Here is a 22,235-nt window from a genome sequence, read left to right on the forward strand (position 1 = left end):
TACCGCGACTATTTCGTCCTTAAGAATGCAAATTCTTTTGGACTTTTTTTTCTAACAAAGGGGGACAAATCATGTTAGATATTAAATGGATTAGAGAAAATCTCGATGAAGCAATCGACAGACTGAACACCAGAGGTGGTGACTTCAGTTATTTAAGAGAAGTTGTACAAAAAGACGAAGAAAGAAGAAACCTAATTTCAACAGTCGAAAAACTAAAAAGCGAACGCAATACCAAATCCAAAGAGATTGGTTTATTGGCTAAAAAAGGTGTAGATACCGAAGCGATCAAAGACCAAGTGAGACAAATTGGCGAACAAATCAAATTAGACGATGAAAAAATCGCCGAAATCGACGCTTATATTTTAGAAAAACTCCTCATCACACCAAACATCCCATCGAAAACCACACCGATCGGGATTGATGATAAAGACAATGTCTTGATTAGAGACTGGGGTACACCTAAAGAATTCACATTTCCAATCAAAGACCACGCGGATTTGGGTGAAAAGTTGGGTGTTTTAGATTTCCAAAGAGCAGCTAAGATTACCGGTGCTCGTTTCGTCATCGATAGAGGTATGGGGGCACGTTTAGAACGTTCCTTAATCCAATTCATGATGGATTTACACTCAGAAGACCATGGGTATACCGAGATTATGCCACCATATTTGATCAATGAAGCATCGATGTATGCCACAGGCCAATTCCCTAAATTCAAAGCGGATTCCTATAAAGTAACATCAGATGAAGATACATGGTATTTAAACCCAACCGCGGAAGTACCAACCATCAACATGTATCGTGATGAAATCATCGATGGTGATTTATTACCACTTAAGTTTGTTTCCTATACCACTGCATTTAGAAGTGAAGCGGGTTCTGCAGGTAGAGATACCAAAGGGATTTTGAGACAACATCAATTCAATAAAGTGGAACTCATCAAATTTACCAAACCAGAAGATTCTTATGCAGAACTTGAAAAGATGTTAAAGAACTCTGAGAAAGTCTTACAACTCTTGAAGTTACCTTATCGTGTGGTTGCGTTATCGACAGGTGATATGGGCTTTGGTATGGCGAAGACATACGACATTGAAGTATGGATTCCTAGCCAAAACACCTATCGAGAAATTGGTTCGATTTCCAATGCTGAAGATTATCAAGCGAGACGCGGAAACATTCGTTTCAAACGTACGAAAGACGCGAAGACCGAATATGTTCATACCTTGAATGGATCTGGTTTAGCTGTTGGTAGAACAATGATCGCCATTATGGAGAATTATCAAAACGAAGACGGAACAATCACTGTACCGGATGTGCTTGTACAGTACATGCATACGACCGTCATCAAGTAACACAAAAATCCATAATTATGTGATAATTTACCCATAATTTATAGATATAATGTGTACATACTGATAACTTATTTTTTCTCCTACCTTCCTATGTTATAATGAAAGTGCCTTAAAAAGGGGCACTTTCTTTATTTTTTTGGAGGTTAAACCATGAAAATTTACTATGTAGAAGATGAACAAGACTTAGCTTCGATCATTAAAAAGTACTTGATCAAAGAAGGTTATGAAGTCTCATTATTTGAATCTGGTGAAGACGCGATGACCCACGTGGCGGATGATATCGACCTATGGATTTTAGACATCATGCTCACCGGGGATATCAATGGTTATGATCTAATCGCGGCCATCAAAGAAAAGAATCCGAAAGTGTCGGTTATTTTTACCTCTGCGCGTGACCACGATTTAGATAAGATCAGAGGTCTTGAATTGGGTTCAGATGATTATCTTGCAAAACCATATTCACCAAGAGAACTCATCTTAAGGGTAAAAGCCATTTTAAGAAGAGCGAATCGTGTCAGCCCGAACTTACTCAAATACGATAGTTATGAAATCAACATTGAAAAACGTATCATCAAGGAAAACGATCAAGTGATTGAACTCACCAATAAAGAATTTGAATTGATGTTGTTCTTTGTCGAAAATAAAAACCAAGCATTCTCCAGAGAACAAATTCTCGCCCATGTTTGGGGTCAAGATTATTATGGATCCGATAGAGTCGTCGATGACTTGTTGAGAAGACTTAGACAAAAGATGCCGAATCTCATGATTGAAACCATCTATGGTTATGGATACCGATTGTTATAATGAAAAAGTTTAAGCTGTCGACTCAAGTAGTCATTCTATTTACGACAGTCACCATTTTATCCTCGATGATCTTTGGGTATATTTCCTGGCGAAATTACCAAACCGTCTATTTAGGATTGGCCCGTAACCAAGTAGAAACCTACTTAGAAGCGAGCATTGAATTGCCTAAGGATCGAGAAGATTATTTAGGCTACATCCTCGTGACTGTCAACCGGGTTTCCACGTTCCGTGCGGACGTGACAAACCGCATTGTATCGCCAAATGCCAACGCGATGTTGGATGGTGATATCGAACGCATTAACCGTATCATTGAAGCTGCTTATTTAGGTGATTTTATCTATAGCGACTCTACAGGTATCTATTATTTAGACATACAAGAACGTTTGATTATTGATACAGAAACTTCAGAATACATGATCGCTGTGATGGACAATTCCTACATCGATTCAATCAAAGCATCCACCATGCGTGAAGAAGTATTGACCACATTCTTAGGAACTTTCTTGTCCTTCGCCATCATCGTCTTTATTGGGAATACCATCATCGCGATGTGGAGTAGACAAACCGCAGCACGCATCAGACACATTCAAAAAGAAGTCAGTACATTCAATAAAACAGGTTATGAAAATAAAGTCCATCTCGATGGTGAGGATGAAATCGCAGAACTCGCGAGAAGCGTTGAAGATTTACGTTTAGAAATTCGCGAGAATGAAAAAACCAAACAAGAGATGTTTCAAAACGTGTCTCATGACTTAAAAACACCGATTTCAGTCATTCAATCCTACGCAGAAGCGATGATGGATGGCACAACCGACGTTGGAGATGCGAAAATCATCATCAAACAAACCGAAAAACTCCAATCTAAAGTACGTATGTTGTTGGAACTCAATAAGATCAACAACATCGAAATGAACCATACACTCGAAGAAGTGAATATGAAAGATATCATCATCAATGTCATCCAAAACAACAAACACCGCTTTGGTTCAGTTGAAGTGATTACCGATTTAGATCACTCGAAATACATTGGGGTTAAAGAATATTTTTACACATCCGTTGAAAATTTGATTGATAACGCGATTCGTTACGCGAAAACAAAAATCGTTATTACAATGAAAAACGGGACCTTATCGTTCTATAACGACGGCCCCGCAATTGAAGACAAATACATTAAAGATGGATTCAAGCCTTATGAAAAAGGTTCAAAAGGCCAGTTTGGTATAGGTATGTCCATCGTCCAGAAGACGTTCAATCGATTTGGCTTTTCGCTGTCGGTTGAAAATGTGGATAATGGCGTCAAATTCACGATAAAGAAGCTTTAATGGCTTCTTTTCTTTTTTCGAAGTCTTGTTTCGAAATTTCATTCACGTGGTTGACCATCTTCATGTTTACCAAGTCATCACCTTGGTAGCGTGGAATCAAGTGGATATGAAAGTGAAAAACGCTTTGTGAAGCGAAAGCACCGTTGTTACTTAAGATGTTTAACCCTTCAGGATTGAACGCTTTTTGAATGGCTTTCGCAACCTTAGTAGCCACTTCAAAGACTTTTCCTGAGAGTGCTTCTGGCATATCGAAAATCGTCTCATATTGTACCTTAGGGACGACCAATGTATGTCCTTTTGTAGCTTGAGTGATATCTAAGAATGCGATGACGAATTCGTCTTCGTACACGATGTGGGCAGGGATTTCTCTTTTAATGATTTTACTGAATACAGATTCCATATGTTTTTTCCTCGTTTCTTTACTTATATTATATCATAATCAACCCATCAAGAAAGGTCTAGCTTGTGGGTATAAATTTAACCTGAATTATTGTTCACATTGTAAGGGCTACTGGTTGTTTTATAAAACAAAGGATGCTATAATGTAGCAGTAATGGAGGATTATCATATGAAAAGAATACCTGTAGGCATCTCTGGTAGACATTTACACTTGACACAAGCGCACTTAGAAGTCTTGTTTGGTCAAGGTTATCAACTCACTAAAATGAAAGATTTAAGCCAACCTGGTCAATACGCGGCTGAAGAAAAAGTAGACGTATATAGCCCAGCTGGTAAATTGATTGCAGGGGTCCGTATCTTAGGCCCAGTTAGACCTGCTTCGCAAGTCGAAATCTCAAGAAGCGACGCGATTAGAGGTAAGTTTGTTGCACCAGTAAGATCATCTGGTGATGTTAAAGGCTCAGGTCCTTGTAAGTTGGTTGGACCTAAGGGCGAAGTTGAGTTATCTGAAGGTGTCATCGTTGCCGATAGACACATCCACTTCTCTTTAGAAGATGCTGCTGAATACGGCGTTAAAGATGGCGATAAAGTTTCTATCTTCATCGATAACAGTAAAGGCGGTTTACTCAACAATGTATTGTGCCGTGTATCACCTAAGTTTGCGTTAGATTGCCACTTAGATACAGACGATGGTGCTGCATTTGAACTCAATACTGGGGATACTTGCATCTTAGTTAAATCCTATAAAATCAACGAATAAGTCCTTCACAGGGCTTTTTCTTCTTCAAGGAGGCTTTGTCATGTTTCCTAAACTAGAACGTAAAAAAGTATTTAGAGATCCACTCTATGGTTACATCTATGTGACCGAAGCGGTGATTTCCGATTTGATCGACACCAAAGAATTCCAAAGACTCAGACGCATCCGTCAACTCTCTGGGGTTTCGATGGTTTTTCATGGCGCAGAACATTCGAGATTCTCACATTCGTTGGGTGTGTATAGCCTCGCACTGAATGTGCTAGAAGAAGTCGATATCCTAAAACAAAAACTCTCCGAATACGAACAAATCGTATATTTAGCCAGTGCCCTATTACACGACGTTGGGCACGGGCCTTATTCACATGCCTTCGAACATGTTTTCAAAGTGAGACATGAAAAATCGACAGCGCTCATCATCACGGGTAATACCGAAATCCATGAGGTGTTAAATCGATACGATGCACATTTAGCGGCAGACATCGCGAGCGTCATTTTAAAGACAGGAAAATTCCCCATCATTGAACAGCTCATCTCCTCACAACTCGATGTCGATCGTATGGACTATTTAGAAAGAGACGCTTTCCATACAGGGGCAGCCTATGGTCGTTTAGATAAAGATCGTATCATTCGTATGCTTACCATCGTAGACAATCAAGTGGTCTTCAAAGAAGGCGCAGTTCACGCCATTGAGAACTATTTAATGAGTCGATATCACATGTATTGGCAAGTTTACTACCATCCGGTAGCGAGAAGCTATGAAGTCATGCTAGAATCGATTTACAAACGTATTTTAGACCTGATAAAAAGCCATCAACTCGATGATGAATACGCTGATTACTTAAAAATAATTATTGAAAATGGCTTCGAAGAAAACGCCTATTTCGAATTGGATGACTATTATGTTAATGGCCTTATTAAGCGTTTTTCACATTGTGATGATTTGATACTGAGCGAACTATGCAACGAATTTTTAAAAAGAAAACTCTTTAAATATATCTCAGTAAATACCAATCAGGAACAGATTTTTAAAGACATCATCGATCGTAACCATTTAACCGCTTATGAATATAAAATTGATTACATTTCTCAAGCAACCTACCTTGTCGATGAGTTCGACATTGCTGTATCCAAGATTTTGATTCTTTCTAAAGACGGTGAGCTCAAAACCCTAGATCAAATCTCACCCATCATTCGTGGACTATCCACATCAGGCATCAAGTCTGATCAAAAATTATACTATAGAGATAAAACCCATGCCTGAAATCATTGTGGTCGAAGGTAGACACGATTATCAAAAAATCAAAGCGGTCTTACCTGAAGTAGATATTTTAGTCACCAATGGGTCTGCCATTGAAGAATCATTCTTACAACAATTAGAACGCCTTTCAACTACACATGACATTATTGTGTTTGTCGACGCAGATAACGCGGGGGAAAGACTGAGAAGAATCATAACCAAACGAATCCCATCTGCAAAACACGCCTTCATTGAACGGAATCTCTCGTTATCCCACAATGAGAAGAAGGTTGGGATTGAACACGCAGATCACGACACCATTTTGACTGCGTTACAGTTGAAACGCAGTGCGAAACCAGGTTCAGATATCACAAAACATTTTTTATTAGAACTTAAACTCATCGGCGAAAACGAGTCACGTAAGAAAAGACTCTTTTTGTGTGAGGCACTCAATATCGGTTATACCAATGGTAAAGGTTTATACCAAAGACTCGCATTATTTGGTATTACACAACAAGAAGTGAAGGAGGTACTGGATGGATATCAATCGTCCTAAAAAGAAATTCGGCCAAAACTTTTTACAGAGTGATGGCATCCTCAAAAAAATCATCAGTGAATCCAAAGTCACAGAAGATGATCATGTGATTGAAATCGGTCCAGGTAGAGGTGCACTGACCAAATATTTGGTTCACGCCGCCAAGTCTTTAACCGCGTTTGAAATCGATACGACGTTAATGTCATATTTAAAACCCCTTGAAGAAGCACACGATAATTTCAACGTGGTTTATCAAGATATCTTAACGGTGGATTTAGATGACTACATTCAAAAACACATTGGATCGAAAGTCAAAGTCATCGCGAACATCCCGTACTACATTACCAGCCCAATCATCTTTAAACTCTTAGAATCGAAGATGGTGAGCGAAGCGACACTTTTAATTCAAAAAGAAGTTGCGGATCGGATTGTTGCGAATGAAAAAACAGGGGATTATGGTTCGTTATCGATTATGATCAACTATCAAGCGGAAGTTAAAAAGTTGATTCAAGTCAAAAGAACGGCTTTTTACCCTGTCCCAAATGTCGACTCTACGGTGATTCAAATCATCAAACACAACCAATTCCAAGATTTGATTCAAGATGAAGCGCTGTTTGTAAAACTCGTCAAAGCGGCGTTCACACAAAAGCGTAAAACCTTAATCAATAACCTGGTTGAATTGTCTGGATTATCCAAAGAAGATTTATTGAACAAGCTCAAAACCATCGATTCAAAATACGACCATTTTACCAGAGCGGAAAGCTTGTCGATTGAAGATTTCATCAGACTTGCGAACGGGTGGAAAGTATGATGGAAAAAGCTTATGCAAAAATCAATTTGATTTTGGATATTGTTGGTAAAAGACCAGATGGTTATCATGAACTAAAGAGTTTAATGATACCGATTGATTTTTACGATGAACTGTATTTTGAACCATCGGATCAAGTAGAACTGATTTCAAATGTCGATATTCACAATAACGCTATTTTGAAGACTGTTCAATTGATTAAAGACACCTATCATATACAAAGAGGGGTTAAAATCACTTTAAACAAACGCATTCCTCTGGGTGCGGGATTGGCTGGTGGGTCAGCTGACATCTCCGCGACCATTCGTGGTTTAAATCGTTTATGGGGTTTAAATTTACCCAATCGAGCGCTTACTCAATTGGCGAATGCACTGGGGTCAGACACACTCTTTTGTTTATATAACCAACGTGCAGTCATCTATGGTCGTGGTGATCAAATTTCGATTTTACCACCTGGAAAACCCATTCAAAACATCACGCTGGTTTGTCCAAATATACCAGTACTGACAAAAGATGTCTTTGGTGTATTTGAAAAAGCAGTAGCCCATGATTTTGAAATCGTATATAATACGTATTTGGTGACCAAAAAAGAGTCATTACTATATAATGATTTGTTAGAGCCGGCTTTTAAAGTTTCACCTAAATTGAAAGATATTTATAACCACCTTGTTTCGTTGGGGCTCAAACCTCATCTATCTGGTAGTGGTTCAACATGCTTTTTATTCGATTTAACCGAAGATCAAAAAAACTTACTTAAAAACATCGATGACGTTACAATCATCGATACACAAGAACATCAATAATTGTTATAATGAAAACGGGGGTAATATCTTATGTCAATCGTAGATGGAAAGAAAGTCAAACTATTTAGTTTGTCATCCAACAAAAAACTAGCACAAGAAATCAGTGAGGAATCTGGGATTCCACTATCTGAATGTGAAGTCACACGTTTCGCCGATGGTGAAATTGGTGTCAATATCACCGAATCGGTGAGAGGTCATCACGTATTTGTGATTCAACCAACATCGAAACCAGTCAATGATCATTTGATGGAAATCCTCATTTTCACAGACGCACTAAAACGCGCCTCTGCAGCGAGTATCACCATCATCATGCCTTATTATGGCTATTCTAGACAAGACAGAAAAGCGAAATCTAGACAACCAATCACTGCGAAATTGGTTGCGGACTTACTCCAAGTTTCAGGGGTTGACCGTGTCATCTGTATTGACTTACATGCAGCCCAAATTCAAGGGTTCTTCGATATTCCAATCGATAACTTCCCAGGGATGCCATTACTCGCGAGCTACTTCTTAAAATGCAATCTACCGGATGTAACCATCGTCTCTCCAGACCATGGTGGGGTGACTAGAGCGAGAAGCTTTGCGAAATTCTTCAACGCACCAATCGCGATCATCGATAAACGCAGACCTGAAGCGAACAAAGCGGAAGTTATGAACATCATCGGGGATGTGGCAGGTAGAACTTGTATCATGGTCGATGACATCATCGATACCGGTGGGACACTCATGGCTGGTGCTCAAGCCTTAGTCGACGCTGGCGCGAAAGCAGTCTATGCTGCAGCGACACACCCATTATTCTCTAATAACGCGATTCAACGGTTACAAGAATCTGCAATTAAAAAAGTCGTTGTGACCAATACCGTGGTCATCGAAGACTTAAAGAAATACGATAAAATCACGCAACTCTCGATTGGTCAGCTACTAGGTAGAGCGGTCATCAACATCATTGATGACGAACCAATCAGCCAAATCTTTGAACGCATTTACGAAACCCACAAAGAGGAATAATGAAACTCATCGTTGGTTTAGGCAATCCTGGTAAAGAATACGAACACACCAGACACAACGTTGGCTTTGAAGTTTTGGATGTTCTTGCAAAAGAACTGGACGCCACCTTCAAACTCGACAAGGCCTTTAAAGGCTTGATTGCGACCGTCAATGTATCCGAAGAAAAAGTGATTTTATTGAAGCCAACCACTTTCATGAACCTCTCCGGTGAATCGGTAATCGCTGTGGTGAACTTTTATAAAGTCCCCATCGAAGACATCCTTATTGTATACGATGATGTTGCCTTAGATTTAGCACGATTACGACTTAGAGAAGCAGGTTCAGCTGGTGGACATAATGGCGTTAAGAGCTTGATTGCACACCTAGGCACACAAGCGTTTAAACGGGTTCGAATAGGGATATCCGGTACTGATAAATCGCTCTGTTCACACGTTTTAGGCAAGTTCAATAAAGACGAAAAAACCCCGATGCAAATCAGTTATCGTTTCGCAGCTGACGCTGCGAAGGATTTCATTAAAGGCGTTAAATTCGTTGATATCATGACCAAATACAATACCCCGGGGGTCTCCTAGACCCTCCGGTTTTTCACGTCCCGAGGTGACTTATGAAGGCATTTTTACAGTATTTTAAAAACTTAATTCCCAATAAGGAAATCATTCAAACCCAAAAGGATTTGGTGATCAATCAAACCAATGATCATTATAATATGACACTCATTGCGTGTGACTTCATCGAGAACAATCACTCGATTTTTGTCGTGCTACCCAACCTCTATATGGCACAACAATACTACGACGGCTTATCTAATCTCCTAACAAATGACGATGTGTTGTTCTACCCATCGGATGAAGTGTTGACCTCACTCCTCGCGCTCACCTCAATTGAATTCAAAATTGAACGTATCTACACCATAGGTACTTTATTGAAAGGTGTGAAGAAAGTAGTCATCACACACCAAACCGCGGTCATCAAAAAACAACGCAGTCCTTTACACTGGGAAGAAGCGTCGATGACACTCCACGTTGGAGACGCCATCAATCAAACGGTCTTTGTCAATTATTTGGTTGACCACGGGTATAAACGAGAATACACTGTATTAAAAACCGGTGAGTTCGCGGTTCGAGGAGACATCATCGATATATTCCCAATTGGTAGTGAAACCCCATACCGTTTAGACATCGGATTTGATGAAATTGAAAAAATCAAACTCTTTAGACCCGATACCCAAATCTCATTTGGACAAACCGAATCCATTTCTATCTTACCGATGAACGAACTCTTTTTCAGTGACGCTGAAAAAGAAGGCGTCGTCGATCGTATGGAAGCTTTTATGGCGAAACACAAATTATCGGATTTAGAATCAAAGAAGTTTAATCAAGATTTGGATAAACTTTATCAACGTATGGATTTGGATGCGTTAACGTATTTCATGCCATTCTTTAAAGATGCCGATTATACGGTACTCGATTTCGCCCATAAAAAGAAAATCTATATTGTTGACAAACATAAGATGGCGAAAAACGATGACCGTATGTTACTAGACTTAGAAGAATATGTAAAAACCTATCATGGACGAACCTTTTTGAATATTCCATTTTATCAGTCTTTATCGCACATCTATGAATACCCACACGTTGAAATCAGTGGCTTTACCCCTATCAATGCAGGTCACGCCATTACCGTGCATGCGAGAGATGAAATCGTCTATCAAGGCAATCACGACGCTTTTATTGACAGAGTTATAAAGGAACAAGATACTTATGTGGTTTCGATTGTTCAAGAGTTTAGATTACACAAACTAGAAGAACTATTGGAATCTAAGAATATTACTTATGTGGTTAATCCAACCAACATCGAACCTAAATGTGTGAATATTCTTTACGGTTCATCTTTATACGCTTTTGATTTAATCAAACACGGCTTTCATGTTTTAAACGAATCCGATATTTTTGATTATAAAAACAACAAACGTAAAATCCGCTACAAATCGGTCATGTCAGAAGCGATTAAAATCTCTGACATCACGGATTTAAAAGTGGGAGATTTTGTCGTTCACTATGATTACGGGATTGGACAATACTTAGGCTTAAAATCCATGGAATTATCTGGATCGATGCGTGACTATTTGCACATCGCTTACCAAGGTACGGATTACTTATATATTCCGGTAGACCAAATTGAGAAAGTCTTAAAGTATTCATCCAAAGATGGTCATGAACCGAAACTCACCCAATTGGGTACGAACTCATGGGCCAATACCAAAAAGAAAGTCAAAGCGAAACTCAACGATATATCCGATAAACTCATCGCCTTATATTCAGAACGCGAACAAGCCAAAGGTTACATGTTTGATCCAGACAATGAGATGCAAAAACAATTTGAAGCGTCCTTTGAATTTGACGAAACCATCGACCAATTGAAATCCATCGCTTCAGTCAAACAAGACATGGAATCTCAAAAACCGATGGATAGATTACTCATTGGAGATGTCGGTTATGGCAAAACCGAAGTCGCGATGCGTGCTGCGTTTAAAGCGGTCATGTCAGATAAGCAAGTCGCTTATTTGGTGCCGACAACCGTTCTCGCAAGACAACACTATTACGCGTTTAAAAAGCGTTTTGAACCGTTTGGCGTGACGGTTGAATTGTTATCCAGATTCGTCTCTAATAAAGAACAAACCGATGTCTTAAAACGCCTTAAGGGTGGTTTCGTAGATGTCGTCATTGGGACACACCGATTATTATCCAAAGACATTGGATTTAAAGACTTAGGTTTACTGATTATCGATGAAGAACAACGCTTTGGTGTTGAACACAAAGAACGCATCAAAGAGATGCGCGTCAATGTCGATTGCTTGTCTTTATCGGCGACCCCAATTCCAAGAACCCTTCAAATGGCTCTAATGGGCATCAAAGACTTATCGATGATTGAAACACCGCCCCTCAATCGGTATCCAATACAAACCTACATTGTAGAACGCCATGACGCGATCATCAAAGAAGCGATTGAACGTGAAATCTCGCGTGCGGGACAAGTGTTCTATTTATATAATCGTGTACTAGATATGGAACTCATGGTCACGAAAATCTCGAAACTCGTTCCGGAAGCGAAAGTATGTTTCGCTCACGGAAAGATGTCTAAAGAACAAATTGAAGATGTTTTATCTGATTTTATCGACCGTAAATACGATGTCTTGATCTCTACGACCATCATTGAAACAGGTATTGATATTCCAAATACCAATACCTTACTCATTCACGATGCAGATCAACTGGGGCTATCACAACTCTATCAAATCCGAGGCCGTGTTGGCCGTAGCGATAAAATCGCTTATGCGTATTTGATGTATGCGCGTGGAAAACACATGACCGAAGACGCGGAAAAAAGACTTAAAACCATCCAAGACTTTACAGAACTGGGCAGTGGTTTTAAAATTGCGATGCGAGACTTATCGATCCGTGGTGCCGGAGACATTTTAGGCGGTGAGCAGAGTGGTTTCATCGATACAGTCGGGATGGATATGTATTTGAAACTCTTAGAAGAAACCATCGATGAAAAGCGAGGTATTAAAAAAGAAGAACCGAAAGAAGCGATGGATATCCCACTATCCAATCGTCATATTCAAAACGAATACATTGAAAACGATGAAGTTAGGGTTGCGATCCACAAACGTATCGCGGAACTCAATACACTCAATGACGTTGAAAACCTTCGTATTGAATTATCAGACCGTTTCGGGTCTGTCGATCCTAATTTGGTTGAATACATGTTGGAAAAGGTATTCAAGAAGTTGATTGCGAAACTGGGGGTTGAGAAGACCATTAAGACCAAGACCGATGTGACATTGATCTTGTCCTCTGAAGCATCTAAACGCGTCAATGGACAATCGTTATTCATGTCAACATCATTGGTAGATTCTACCATTAAGCTCGCATTCATTCATGATCGTATACAAATCACACTCATCATTCAAAACAAACAAAAGCACTACTTGGAAGAGTTCATCGAATACTTATCGATGGTAACCAAGCACATGTGATAAAACAGTTAATGGCATACCCCATGGGGTGTGCCATTTTCAATTCTTTCGCATTTATTACAAAATTACAGGCCTCGATCGATAGATTTAGAACCAAAGTGGTATAATGAAACCAAAGATGGGGGAGATTTCAATGGATATTAACGCACTTACACTCAAAGCGAATTCTGGCGATTTAGACGCGTGCTACGACCTCGCGATGTTATATAAAATAGGTAAAGGTGTTTTACAAAATGACCAGGTCTATGAAAAATACATTAAGATGGCCAGTGCTAAGAATCACCCTAAAGCTTTATTGGAGTTAGGCTTTATTTTGGTGTCTGTCAATAAACTTGAAGAGGGTATCGATAAAATCAAACTATCCGCTAAAAAAGGCTATTTAGAAGCGAATTATTATTGTGGACAAATCTACTTTGGTAAACTCTATAATCAACCAGTGAACTACAAAGTAGGTTTTAAATACTTCGAAACCTATATGGAAGAATATGAACCGCAAACAATCCATTTCTTAAGCGAATTTGACCCACGTCTGTATACCTCATCTGAACAAGAGCTGGAACGTTTTGTCGGGTTATATGAAAAGTACTTAATGCCTAACGGCTTATACAACGCTGCTTTGGTCCACTTAGAAGCGAAAAAACCCAATTATGAAAAAGCGATTGAAGACTTAACGCTAGCCCATAAGAAGGGCTATTTAGACGCCACACACCAACTATTTCATCTATTTTATGATGGTAGCCCAATGTACCCTGAGTTTCACGGTAAAGACTATATTAAGGCAACCACCTATTATGTCTTATTGTTAAATGCGAACTACAAACCAAATCAAACAAACGATGGTACTGCTGGTTTCTTTATTCCACCCAAAGGTGGGTATTTAGAAACCATCTTCGACTATAACAAGTATGTTGAAGACTATAAAGCTTACATCTTCCAATCCATCTCTTATGAACCCGAATTCTCCACCAACATCAAAGACATTAAAATCATTCCTGAGATGATATTTGAACCTAAACCTCTCATGTTCTATACAGGGAAGTTGGATGTATATAAAGAGAAACCGAAGAAAAAGAAACCCGCTGAAGTCATTCAAAAAGAAATCAGTTATAAAAACTTTGATGAACGACCAGACAGTAAACATTCGGTACTGTCTGAACGTGCCATCTTAGGCAAATACAACATGACCCAAGGTATTTGTGTCTTTAAACCCTATGAACCTGAAAAGCTGATATTAGAATCCTTACATAAAGAAGCTGAAAAAGAAAAGGCTACCTATAAAGACTTATTGGTGGACTCTAAAATTGATTTTGACTTCGCTTATTTATTTAAGCCAACCTTACGTTTACGCTTAAAGTACTTAGATGATACTTATGAAACGACTTTAACACCTAAGGACATTCAAACTGGGGTACTGTTAGAAGGACCACTCAAACCTGAGGTTGAAAAGGCCATCGTTAAAGTTCAAAAGAGTATGGCTAAACCTAAACCAACGGTGTATACCATCATGAATATCATTTTATTGTTATCCTTGTTCGCGATGAACTTTTTATATTATGATGCGTTAGAAGCCAATATCGCATACGCAATGGTTGGTACCTCAGCATTCTATCTATTATTGGTCTATCTGTTCAGTAAAATCGGACCTAAGAAACTACAAACCTTATCCAAAACTGAGATGATTAAGATGAATGATTCACTAGACTTTAAAAAAGCATTGAAGATCAAAAAACAAAATGCGCGTAAACGAAGATTGCCGATTCTATTAGCCATTTTTGGGATATTGATTGGGTTAGCTTTTGTCTTAGACGTATACCTGAACATCATCAACTTAATCTAATACAAACGACGCATTTTTGCGTCGTTTTCCATTTTTGATTTGAAAATGTGAAATAACCATTTATTTTTTATCGTTTAAGTCTATAATGAAGGTAGATAAGGACAGTGATAAGATGGCATTATCACGACAATCTAGAATCGAACGCGAACGCAAAAACTTCATTCTCAAACGTTACTTAAGCGGCATTCTTTTAACCACCGTCGCTGCGGTAGCGTCTTTTAGGTTGTTCCAACCGGTGGTGATTCAGTTGTTATCCTTATACAATACAGCGGACACATTGAATTATGAATTCTATATAGAACACCACCCAGATTTGAAGATGGATACTTTACGGATTACGCTCGAAAGCCCTGAGGAATATTATGAACAACCGATGGGTGTCGGTGACCAAATGGGGGTATTTTCGACCCTCATTGTGGGTCGTGAATATACCCTAAAAATCAAAGGTGATTTCGGGTTTGGAGACCAAACCGTTTACGAAACCAAATACCGATTAACCACTAAACCTGTCGCAACCATATCCATTTCACAAAACATCCACACCTTATACTATTATCTCAACGTCACTGATATATACGATATATTACCAACGGAACAGGTCATCCTAAATGTGTATGAATGGGGCGAATTATTTCAATCCGTTGAAATCACACTAGACCCATCGGGTAATACCCAAAGTTATGGAGAAATCAATGAGGTTAAAGCCGATGGGCATACATATCACTTCGAACTGGTATATCCAGAACGTGGGGGTTATCAGACACTATTAGAATCCGACTTTACTACCACCAATGATCCGATGATTTATGGCAGTGCTTATATCGATATAGAAAACGTATCTTATTATTTCTATCTCTATGATTTCGCTTTAAAACGATTAACAGACGATATTCGAATTACCCTCTATTTAGATGGCGTTAAGGTTTATCAAGACACCTTCACTTTAGATGAGACGCTTTCGATTGAAGGTATCATCGAAAACGTGGATCCAACCAAGGTGTATGAGATTAAGGTCGCGATTTACTTAGAAAAAGGCTTCACCGATATTTACCAATCATATGTGTACCAATGGGAGGAACACTACAATGAAACTCAATAAAAAACAAATCACAACCATCGTATTTGGATCACTCGCAGGCATTTTCTTACTACTCGCGATTTTAGGCAAATACATTTTTAAACCAGGCACTTTATTATATGAACTATCGGCTGATAACATTGGTAAGTTTTTCGGAATCGTCGATTTCTTTGATAACAACGTACCGAATATTGTCGAAACCATCGCCGTGGTGGTGTTCTTGTGGGTAATATCCAAAGTATTTGAACTCATATTGAAGCTCATCACCTTACGAGGTAAGAAATCGAGAACCATCGCGAATCTGCTCGCTTCCATGATCAAGTATGGCGTTCTCATTGTGGGTGCATTCCTCATTCTATCCGCTTGGGGTGTACAAACACCGACCTTACTCGCTTCTTTAGGTATTTTAGGGTTGGCTTTAACCTTTGGTGCACAATCCTTGGTTGAAGACATCCTTGCGGGACTATTCATCATATTTGAAGACCAATTTGAAATCAATGACATCATTCAAATTGGTGACTTTAGAGGCCGTGTCACCGATATTGGTGTACGCGTCACCAAATTTGAAGACATCAACGGTGACATCAAAATCATCAATAACTCAGATATTCGCGGCGCAATCAATACAACCAATAAGCTTTCTCCAGCAATCTGTGATGTGTCGGTATCTTATGGGGCGAATCTAAAAGACATCGAAGAAGTCATTAAAAAGAATCTTCACCGTTTGAAAGAAGCCATTCCACACATCAAAGAAGGTCCATTCTATTATGGTGTTCAAGAACTCGGTGCCTCAGGGGTTGTTTTAAGAATCTACGCGAAGTGTGAAGAAAACGACAAGTACGGTGTTAGAAGACAACTCAACAGAGAAATCAAACTCATTTTTGATGAAAACAACATTGAAATTCCATTCAACCAAATCGTGGTACATCAAGCAAAAGAATAATTACATTAAAATAATCGATTTGTAGTAATGGAATAAAAATAACACACATAAAAATAACAAAAAGTGCTTTCATGAAATCGAAAACACTTTTTTTGTATCTTTTAGTTGATTTTTTCGTGCTGATTTGTAACAATATAAGCATTGGAGGATTTAAACCCTATGTATACCCGTGAAGACATTTTACAATTAGCTAAAGACAATGATGTTAGGTATGTTAGATTACAGTTTACCGATATGTTAGGTACGGTAAAGAACGTTGAGATTCCAGTGACCAATTTACATAAGGCACTCGATAATGATGTGATGTTCGATGGTTCATCGATCAAAGGCTTCGTTCGTATTGATGAAGCAGACATGTATTTATACCCAGATTTAAATACGTGGTTGGTACTTGAATGGGAAAAACCCCCATTTGGAAAAGTGGCTCGTTTGATTTGTGATGTATATAAATCCGATAGAACCCCTTATGAAGCTGACCCACGTTTTGTATTAAAGAAAAACCTCGCCGAATTAAAAAAACTCGGCTTTGACAAGTTCAACGTTGGCGTTGAACCTGAGTTCTTCTTATTTAAGTTAGACGCTCATGGCAAACCAACAATGGAATTCTCGGATATGGGCGGATATTTCGATTTATCTCCAATCGATGGGTCTGAAGACGTCCGTAGGGATATTGTATTAGAACTTCAAAAGATGGGCTTTGAAATGGAAGTATCACACCATGAGGTTGCGTATGGCCAACATGAAATCAACTTCCATTTTGACAATGCATTAGAAGCTTGTGATAACATTCAAACCTTTAAAGTATTGGTCAAGAATGTCGCGAGACGCCATGGCTATCACGCCACATTCATGCCAAAACCAGTTCAAGGCATCAACGGTTCAGGGATGCACTCTAACTTATCCATCTCCGATAAAGATGGAAAGAATGTATTCTATGATCCATCCGTTGAAAATGGCTTGAGTAAGACAGCACTTCATTTCATCGCTGGTGTGATGAAACATGCCCAAGAATTTGGATTAGTTACCAACCCAATCGTGAACTCATACAAACGTTTGGTTCCTGGTTATGAAGCACCTGTATATATCGCTTGGAGTGATTCGAATAGAAGTACCATGATTCGTATCCCTGCGGCTAGAGGTAAAGGCCAACGAATTGAAGTTCGTTCTGTTGACCCAGCTGCAAACCCATATCTCGCGATGGCGGTATTGTTAGCCTCTGGTTTGGATGGCGTACGCAATGAACTCACAGCTTTAAACCCACTCAAGAAGAACTTGTTTAAGATGTCTGAAACCGAACGTCGTCGTTTAGGCATTAAGAACCTACCAGAAGATTTAAAGAAAGCCATTGAATACTTTGTCGATTCACCACTCATGAAAGAAGCGTTAGGCGATGAATTGTTTGAAAAATACATCGAAGCCAAAGAACGTGAATGGGACGAATACAAGATGAAAGTGACCGCTTGGGAATTAGAAAAGTATTTACCAATCATCTAAAAACGATAGACAAATGCGTGATGTAAGCGCATTTGTCTTTTTCTTTTCAATGACACTTTGACTACCCCTAGTTATCTATGATAAAATCACAATGGATTTTTAGATATCATACCAGGGGGATACTTATGCAAACACTCGTAGTTGTTGGAACACAATGGGGCGATGAAGGTAAAGGAAAGATCACCGATTATCTAGCTCAAAAAAGTGATTTAGTGGTGAGATATCAAGGCGGTAATAATGCGGGACATACCATCGTATTAGAAGGTGTGAAGTATGCACTACACACCATTCCTTCAGGCATATTAAATCCAAAGATTGATAATGTCTTAGGTAATGGGATGGTCATCAATCCAAAAGCTTTATTAGAAGAATTGAAAAAACTCGAAGGCAAGACTTATCATATGCACATCTCAGATAAGGCACACATCATCATGCCTTACCATATGGCATTTGATTCGATTAGAGAATCGAAATTAAAACAAAAGATAGGAACGACTAAAAAAGGCATTGGACCAGCCTATACCGACAAAGCAGAACGCTCCGGTATTCGTATGGGTGAATTTGTCGATTTAGACGTCTTTAAAAATAAACTCCAAGAAGTACTTGAATATAAGAACCAACTCGCGGACTTATACGGCGTAGAACGATTCGACTTCGAATCGATGTACGCTGAATACAGTGTGTATGCACAAGCATTAAAGCCATTTGTTGAAAACACCTCGAAATTCGTTAATGACGCCATTTCCAAAGGTAAGAAAGTGTTGTTTGAAGGGGCTCAAGGCACACTCCTTTGTCTCGATCACGGCACCTATCCATTCGTCACCAGTTCATCACCTACCGCAGCGTCGGTACCCATCAATGTGGGTATCGCACCTTGGTTAATTCAAGGGGCTGTTGGCGTTACTAAGGCTTATACCACCCGTGTTGGAGAAGGCCCACTACCGACAGAACTATTTGATCAAATCGGTTCTGATATTCGTGAAAAAGGCCATGAATATGGCACAACCACCGGACGTCCTAGACGTGTTGGTTGGTTAGACCTTGTTTTGATCAAGCATGCAAAACTATCCGGTGGATTGTCTGGACTCGCAGTCACGTTATTAGACGTACTCTCTGGTCAACCAGAAATCATGGTTTGTACAGCCTATGAACTCGATGGCAAAATCATCGATGAAGTACCTAGTTTGATTGGTGACTTCGAAAGAGTTAAACCGATCTATACGACCTTGAAAGGTTGGTCTGAAGACATTACAGCGGTGAAGTCTTATGATGACTTACCAATTAATACCAAGAACTATCTCCGTTTTATCGAAGAAGAAACAGGTATTCCAGTAGTTATATTCTCTGTTGGACCGGATAGAAATCAAACCATTGAAGTGAAAAACATATTCTAAAGCGCGAGTTTGCGCTTTTATTCTTTTAAGCTTATTTATAACGACGATCACTAAAAATCGAACAATTATTTAGAAGTAAAACGAGTTCATGAGTTAATGCTTGATTCATGTTCAATTTTGAACGAAAAAGAAAAAAAATCGGTTTTTAAACATTTCAAGTCGGTTATTGAATAATGGCTTTGTTGTGAGAATAAGTGATATTTTTTATTAAACAAACATTTTGATAAAACATTGAAATGTATTTGAAATGATAACTAGATAAAAAACGTGTTAAAATGAGATATCGTCTATTTATATGAACTAGATTTCATGCGAAAATCCACGACATTCAACACTTTATATTAATTTATATGATATAATCATAATGTGTCATTTTTGAGTGGAATATGTCCATTTATTGTAAGATTACATTTTAATTACAAAACACTAGGCGATTTATATATACATGATAACAACTAGTGTTATAATGAGATAAAATGATTTGAACTTAAAATCAATATAAATAGTATTTATAGTGGGGATTACTTGGGAGGGACAAGTATGCCAATTAAATTGAACAAACAACAGATCCTCCATGATCTGGGTATGATGGTCGTTGACATCATATTAATATTTTTTGCGTATTTCGCTACCATCATGATGTATATGGCGGTGGATGTAGAGTACGAGATTGATATCATGATGTTAGCTATTGCATTACCTTCCATAGCCATTTTTAAAATAGTTGTCATGTATGCTTTAGGCATTTACCGAATGTTATCAAGACATGTGGGATTCGAAGATGTCATGCGTATATCTATCGCAGCTGTCATAACCAATGTGGTGATTGTATTATACATCGCCATGACCAACCATTTATTCATGTTTAAATCCGCGTATATATTCATTACACCGATTGAAATCATTCTATTGACTGTACCGCGTGTATTGAACCGTATTCGTCTATTCATAAAAACCAATATTTTTGTCAATCCAAATGAAGGTAGAAGAACCCTCATCATTGGTGCAGGTTCCGCAGGTGAACTTGTATTAAGAGAAATCTATCGCAATAAAGATTTGACCAACCACCCTGTCGCATTCCTCGATGACAATCCTAATAAGATTGGCAATCGATTGAATGGGATTTTAATTGTAGGTCCAGTGGAACACATCAGTAAATTCATTGATGATTTCAACGTCGAAGAAATCATTTTAGCCATTGCTGACTACCCAATTGAAAAACTCAATTGGCTCGTCAAAGAAGTTTCTAAATATAAACTCAAAATCAAAAAACTATTATCTTATAGCGATGTCGATCGTGGCAATCCAAAAATCGTCAACGTTAAAGTTGAAGACTTATTGAATCGCCAAGAAATCCACTTAGACAATAAAGGTATTTCATCATTTATCAAAGACGAAACCGTATTGGTCACCGGTGGTGGCGGTTCTATCGGTAGTGAACTCTGCCGACAAATCGCTGAGCTTAGACCAAAGACGCTGGTTATTTTTGATATTTACGAAAATAACGCGTATGAAATTCAACAAGAACTCTTAAGAAAATTTTCCAAAGAAGGCCGCAGTTCAGAACTGAATTTAGTGGTCAGAATTGGATCTGTATATAATAAGCAAAGATTAGAAACCATTTTCCAAGAATTTAAACCAACCATCGTGTTTCACGCTGCGGCGTATAAACATGTACCACTCATGGAAGACAGTGCTGTTGAAGCGGTAAGAACCAATGTCATTGGCACCTACAATACCGCTGTACTTTCCAACCAGTATGGTGTTAAGAAGTTTGTATTGGTATCTTCCGATAAAGCGGTTCGTTCCACCAACGTTATGGGCGCAACCAAACGTTTCGCCGAACTCATCATTCAAAACCAACAAAAAGAAAACAAGACCAAATTCTCAGCGGTACGCTTCGGTAATGTCTTGGGTTCCAATGGTTCGGTCATCCCGTTATTTAAGAAACAAATCGAAGACGGTGGTCCAGTGACTGTGACCCATCCAGAAATCAACCGTTTCTTCATGACTATCCCTGAAGCTGTAAGTCTCATTCTTCAATCAGCAGTTTACGCTGAGGGTGGCGAAGTATTTATCTTAGATATGGGCCAACCAGTGAAGATTAAAGACTTGGCTGAAAAGATGATTTCACTAGCGGGTTATGAACCTTATAAAGATATTCAAATTGAGTTCACTGGATTAAGACCAGGTGAAAAATTATTTGAAGAACTTTTAGTCGATCATAACTATGCTGATCACAAAGTAACGGATAACGACAAAATTTACATTGAAAAACAAAAAGAAGTATGTGATGAAGAACTGTCATTGGTAGATATTCTATTAACATTTGAAGACAAATCAAATGAAGAAATTAAACGCTTGGTTTCAAGCGTCGTTAAGACTTATAAAGTCAATGGCGTAGATCATTAAAGAGGAGCGTTTATAT

Annotated in this window: 18 protein-coding genes and 1 other annotated feature (1 of these 19 cut by a window edge); of the genes, 17 read left to right on the forward strand and 1 reads right to left on the reverse strand. The window is 38.7% G+C overall.

Annotated elements, in window-relative coordinates; genetic code table 11:
* Window positions 1-24, forward strand: a binding site (T-box leader); it begins 170 nt to the left of the window's first position.
* Window positions 25-71: 47 nt separating this feature from the next.
* The 3 genes from serS (at window position 72) to N7548_RS01300 (ending at window position 3,475) form a co-directional block, all read left to right on the forward strand.
* Window positions 72-1,349 carry a serine--tRNA ligase gene (serS, locus tag N7548_RS01290; RefSeq protein ID WP_263607583.1) on the forward strand — a complete coding sequence of 426 codons (1,278 nt, stop codon included), beginning with the start codon at window positions 72-74 and terminating at the stop codon, window positions 1,347-1,349.
* A gap of 150 nt (window positions 1,350-1,499) precedes the next feature.
* Window positions 1,500-2,153, forward strand: coding sequence for a response regulator transcription factor (locus N7548_RS01295; protein ID WP_263607584.1), 654 nt, complete (start codon window positions 1,500-1,502; stop codon window positions 2,151-2,153).
* Complete coding sequence (locus N7548_RS01300) at window positions 2,153-3,475, forward strand: sensor histidine kinase (protein WP_263607585.1); 1,323 nt, start codon at window positions 2,153-2,155, stop codon at window positions 3,473-3,475. The genes N7548_RS01295 and N7548_RS01300 overlap by 1 nt, the downstream gene beginning before the upstream one ends.
* On the opposite strand, the gene N7548_RS01305 is transcribed toward N7548_RS01300, so the two are convergent.
* On the reverse strand, window positions 3,456-3,875 hold the full coding sequence (locus N7548_RS01305; RefSeq protein ID WP_263607586.1) for an HIT family protein: 420 nt from the start codon (window positions 3,873-3,875) through the stop codon (window positions 3,456-3,458). The genes N7548_RS01300 and N7548_RS01305 overlap by 20 nt on opposite strands.
* A 168-nt stretch (window positions 3,876-4,043) precedes the next feature.
* On the opposite strand from N7548_RS01305, the gene N7548_RS01310 reads away from it, so the two are divergent.
* From N7548_RS01310 to N7548_RS01375, 14 genes are all read left to right on the forward strand, one after another.
* Window positions 4,044-4,634, forward strand: coding sequence for a phosphate propanoyltransferase (locus N7548_RS01310; protein ID WP_263607587.1), 591 nt, complete (start codon window positions 4,044-4,046; stop codon window positions 4,632-4,634).
* Window positions 4,635-4,674: 40 nt separating this feature from the next.
* The gene (locus N7548_RS01315) at window positions 4,675-5,892 is read left to right on the forward strand and encodes an HD domain-containing protein (RefSeq protein ID WP_263607588.1); all 1,218 of its coding nucleotides are present in this window, start codon (window positions 4,675-4,677) and stop codon (window positions 5,890-5,892) included.
* Window positions 5,885-6,424, forward strand: a complete 540-nt coding sequence (gene rnmV / locus N7548_RS01320) for a ribonuclease M5 (protein WP_263607589.1) — start codon at window positions 5,885-5,887, stop codon at window positions 6,422-6,424. Before N7548_RS01315 ends, rnmV begins: the two co-directional genes overlap by 8 nt.
* Window positions 6,405-7,214 carry a 16S rRNA (adenine(1518)-N(6)/adenine(1519)-N(6))-dimethyltransferase RsmA gene (gene rsmA, locus N7548_RS01325; protein ID WP_263607590.1) on the forward strand — a complete coding sequence of 270 codons (810 nt, stop codon included), beginning with the start codon at window positions 6,405-6,407 and terminating at the stop codon, window positions 7,212-7,214. Before rnmV ends, rsmA begins: the two co-directional genes overlap by 20 nt.
* Window positions 7,211-8,014, forward strand: coding sequence for a 4-(cytidine 5'-diphospho)-2-C-methyl-D-erythritol kinase (gene ispE, locus N7548_RS01330; protein ID WP_263607591.1), 804 nt, complete (start codon window positions 7,211-7,213; stop codon window positions 8,012-8,014). The genes rsmA and ispE overlap by 4 nt, the downstream gene beginning before the upstream one ends.
* 30 nt (window positions 8,015-8,044) lie before the next feature.
* Window positions 8,045-9,022 (forward strand): ribose-phosphate diphosphokinase, encoded by a 978-nt coding sequence (locus tag N7548_RS01335; protein ID WP_263607592.1) that lies wholly within the window; start codon window positions 8,045-8,047, stop codon window positions 9,020-9,022.
* Window positions 9,022-9,594 (forward strand): aminoacyl-tRNA hydrolase, encoded by a 573-nt coding sequence (gene pth / locus N7548_RS01340; protein WP_263607593.1) that lies wholly within the window; start codon window positions 9,022-9,024, stop codon window positions 9,592-9,594. The genes N7548_RS01335 and pth overlap by 1 nt, the downstream gene beginning before the upstream one ends.
* Window positions 9,595-9,626: 32 nt before the next feature.
* Window positions 9,627-13,061, forward strand: coding sequence for a transcription-repair coupling factor (gene mfd, locus N7548_RS01345; RefSeq protein ID WP_263607594.1), 3,435 nt, complete (start codon window positions 9,627-9,629; stop codon window positions 13,059-13,061).
* A gap of 133 nt (window positions 13,062-13,194) precedes the next feature.
* The gene (locus N7548_RS01350) at window positions 13,195-14,898 is read left to right on the forward strand and encodes a tetratricopeptide repeat protein (RefSeq protein ID WP_263607596.1); all 1,704 of its coding nucleotides are present in this window, start codon (window positions 13,195-13,197) and stop codon (window positions 14,896-14,898) included.
* A 112-nt stretch (window positions 14,899-15,010) separates the two neighbouring features.
* Window positions 15,011-15,997, forward strand: coding sequence for a hypothetical protein (locus tag N7548_RS01355; RefSeq protein ID WP_263607597.1), 987 nt, complete (start codon window positions 15,011-15,013; stop codon window positions 15,995-15,997).
* Window positions 15,984-16,919 (forward strand): mechanosensitive ion channel family protein, encoded by a 936-nt coding sequence (locus N7548_RS01360; protein WP_263607598.1) that lies wholly within the window; start codon window positions 15,984-15,986, stop codon window positions 16,917-16,919. Before N7548_RS01355 ends, N7548_RS01360 begins: the two co-directional genes overlap by 14 nt.
* Window positions 16,920-17,078: 159 nt before the next feature.
* Window positions 17,079-18,413, forward strand: coding sequence for a type I glutamate--ammonia ligase (gene glnA / locus N7548_RS01365; protein ID WP_263607599.1), 1,335 nt, complete (start codon window positions 17,079-17,081; stop codon window positions 18,411-18,413).
* A 125-nt stretch (window positions 18,414-18,538) separates the two neighbouring features.
* Window positions 18,539-19,807 carry an adenylosuccinate synthase gene (locus N7548_RS01370; protein WP_263607600.1) on the forward strand — a complete coding sequence of 423 codons (1,269 nt, stop codon included), beginning with the start codon at window positions 18,539-18,541 and terminating at the stop codon, window positions 19,805-19,807.
* Window positions 19,808-20,347: 540 nt separating this feature from the next.
* Window positions 20,348-22,219, forward strand: a complete 1,872-nt coding sequence (locus tag N7548_RS01375; protein WP_263607601.1) for a polysaccharide biosynthesis protein — start codon at window positions 20,348-20,350, stop codon at window positions 22,217-22,219.
* The last annotated feature ends 16 nt before the right edge of the window (window positions 22,220-22,235 follow it).

This window comes from Paracholeplasma manati (assembly GCF_025742995.1).
Taxonomy (GTDB): Bacteria; Bacillota_I; Bacilli_A; order Acholeplasmatales; family UBA5453; genus Paracholeplasma; species Paracholeplasma manati.

What these genes read in the sequence shown, in the direction of transcription:
- N7548_RS01355 (WP_263607597.1), top strand. Translation starts at nt 15,011, where the DNA reads ATGGCATTATCACGACAATCTAGAATCGAACGCGAACGCAAAAACTTC.
- rsmA (WP_263607590.1), top strand. Translation starts at nt 6,405, where the DNA reads ATGGATATCAATCGTCCTAAAAAGAAATTCGGCCAAAACTTTTTACAG.
- N7548_RS01360 (WP_263607598.1), top strand. Translation starts at nt 15,984, where the DNA reads ATGAAACTCAATAAAAAACAAATCACAACCATCGTATTTGGATCACTC.
- N7548_RS01350 (WP_263607596.1), top strand. Translation starts at nt 13,195, where the DNA reads ATGGATATTAACGCACTTACACTCAAAGCGAATTCTGGCGATTTAGAC.
- N7548_RS01295 (WP_263607584.1), top strand. Translation starts at nt 1,500, where the DNA reads ATGAAAATTTACTATGTAGAAGATGAACAAGACTTAGCTTCGATCATT.
- N7548_RS01310 (WP_263607587.1), top strand. Translation starts at nt 4,044, where the DNA reads ATGAAAAGAATACCTGTAGGCATCTCTGGTAGACATTTACACTTGACA.
- pth (WP_263607593.1), top strand. Translation starts at nt 9,022, where the DNA reads ATGAAACTCATCGTTGGTTTAGGCAATCCTGGTAAAGAATACGAACAC.
- ispE (WP_263607591.1), top strand. Translation starts at nt 7,211, where the DNA reads ATGATGGAAAAAGCTTATGCAAAAATCAATTTGATTTTGGATATTGTT.
- N7548_RS01300 (WP_263607585.1), top strand. Translation starts at nt 2,153, where the DNA reads ATGAAAAAGTTTAAGCTGTCGACTCAAGTAGTCATTCTATTTACGACA.
- glnA (WP_263607599.1), top strand. Translation starts at nt 17,079, where the DNA reads ATGTATACCCGTGAAGACATTTTACAATTAGCTAAAGACAATGATGTT.
- N7548_RS01335 (WP_263607592.1), top strand. Translation starts at nt 8,045, where the DNA reads ATGTCAATCGTAGATGGAAAGAAAGTCAAACTATTTAGTTTGTCATCC.
- N7548_RS01305 (WP_263607586.1), bottom strand. Translation starts at nt 3,875, where the DNA reads ATGGAATCTGTATTCAGTAAAATCATTAAAAGAGAAATCCCTGCCCAC.
- N7548_RS01315 (WP_263607588.1), top strand. Translation starts at nt 4,675, where the DNA reads ATGTTTCCTAAACTAGAACGTAAAAAAGTATTTAGAGATCCACTCTAT.
- N7548_RS01370 (WP_263607600.1), top strand. Translation starts at nt 18,539, where the DNA reads ATGCAAACACTCGTAGTTGTTGGAACACAATGGGGCGATGAAGGTAAA.
- N7548_RS01375 (WP_263607601.1), top strand. Translation starts at nt 20,348, where the DNA reads ATGCCAATTAAATTGAACAAACAACAGATCCTCCATGATCTGGGTATG.
- rnmV (WP_263607589.1), top strand. Translation starts at nt 5,885, where the DNA reads ATGCCTGAAATCATTGTGGTCGAAGGTAGACACGATTATCAAAAAATC.
- serS (WP_263607583.1), top strand. Translation starts at nt 72, where the DNA reads ATGTTAGATATTAAATGGATTAGAGAAAATCTCGATGAAGCAATCGAC.
- mfd (WP_263607594.1), top strand. Translation starts at nt 9,627, where the DNA reads ATGAAGGCATTTTTACAGTATTTTAAAAACTTAATTCCCAATAAGGAA.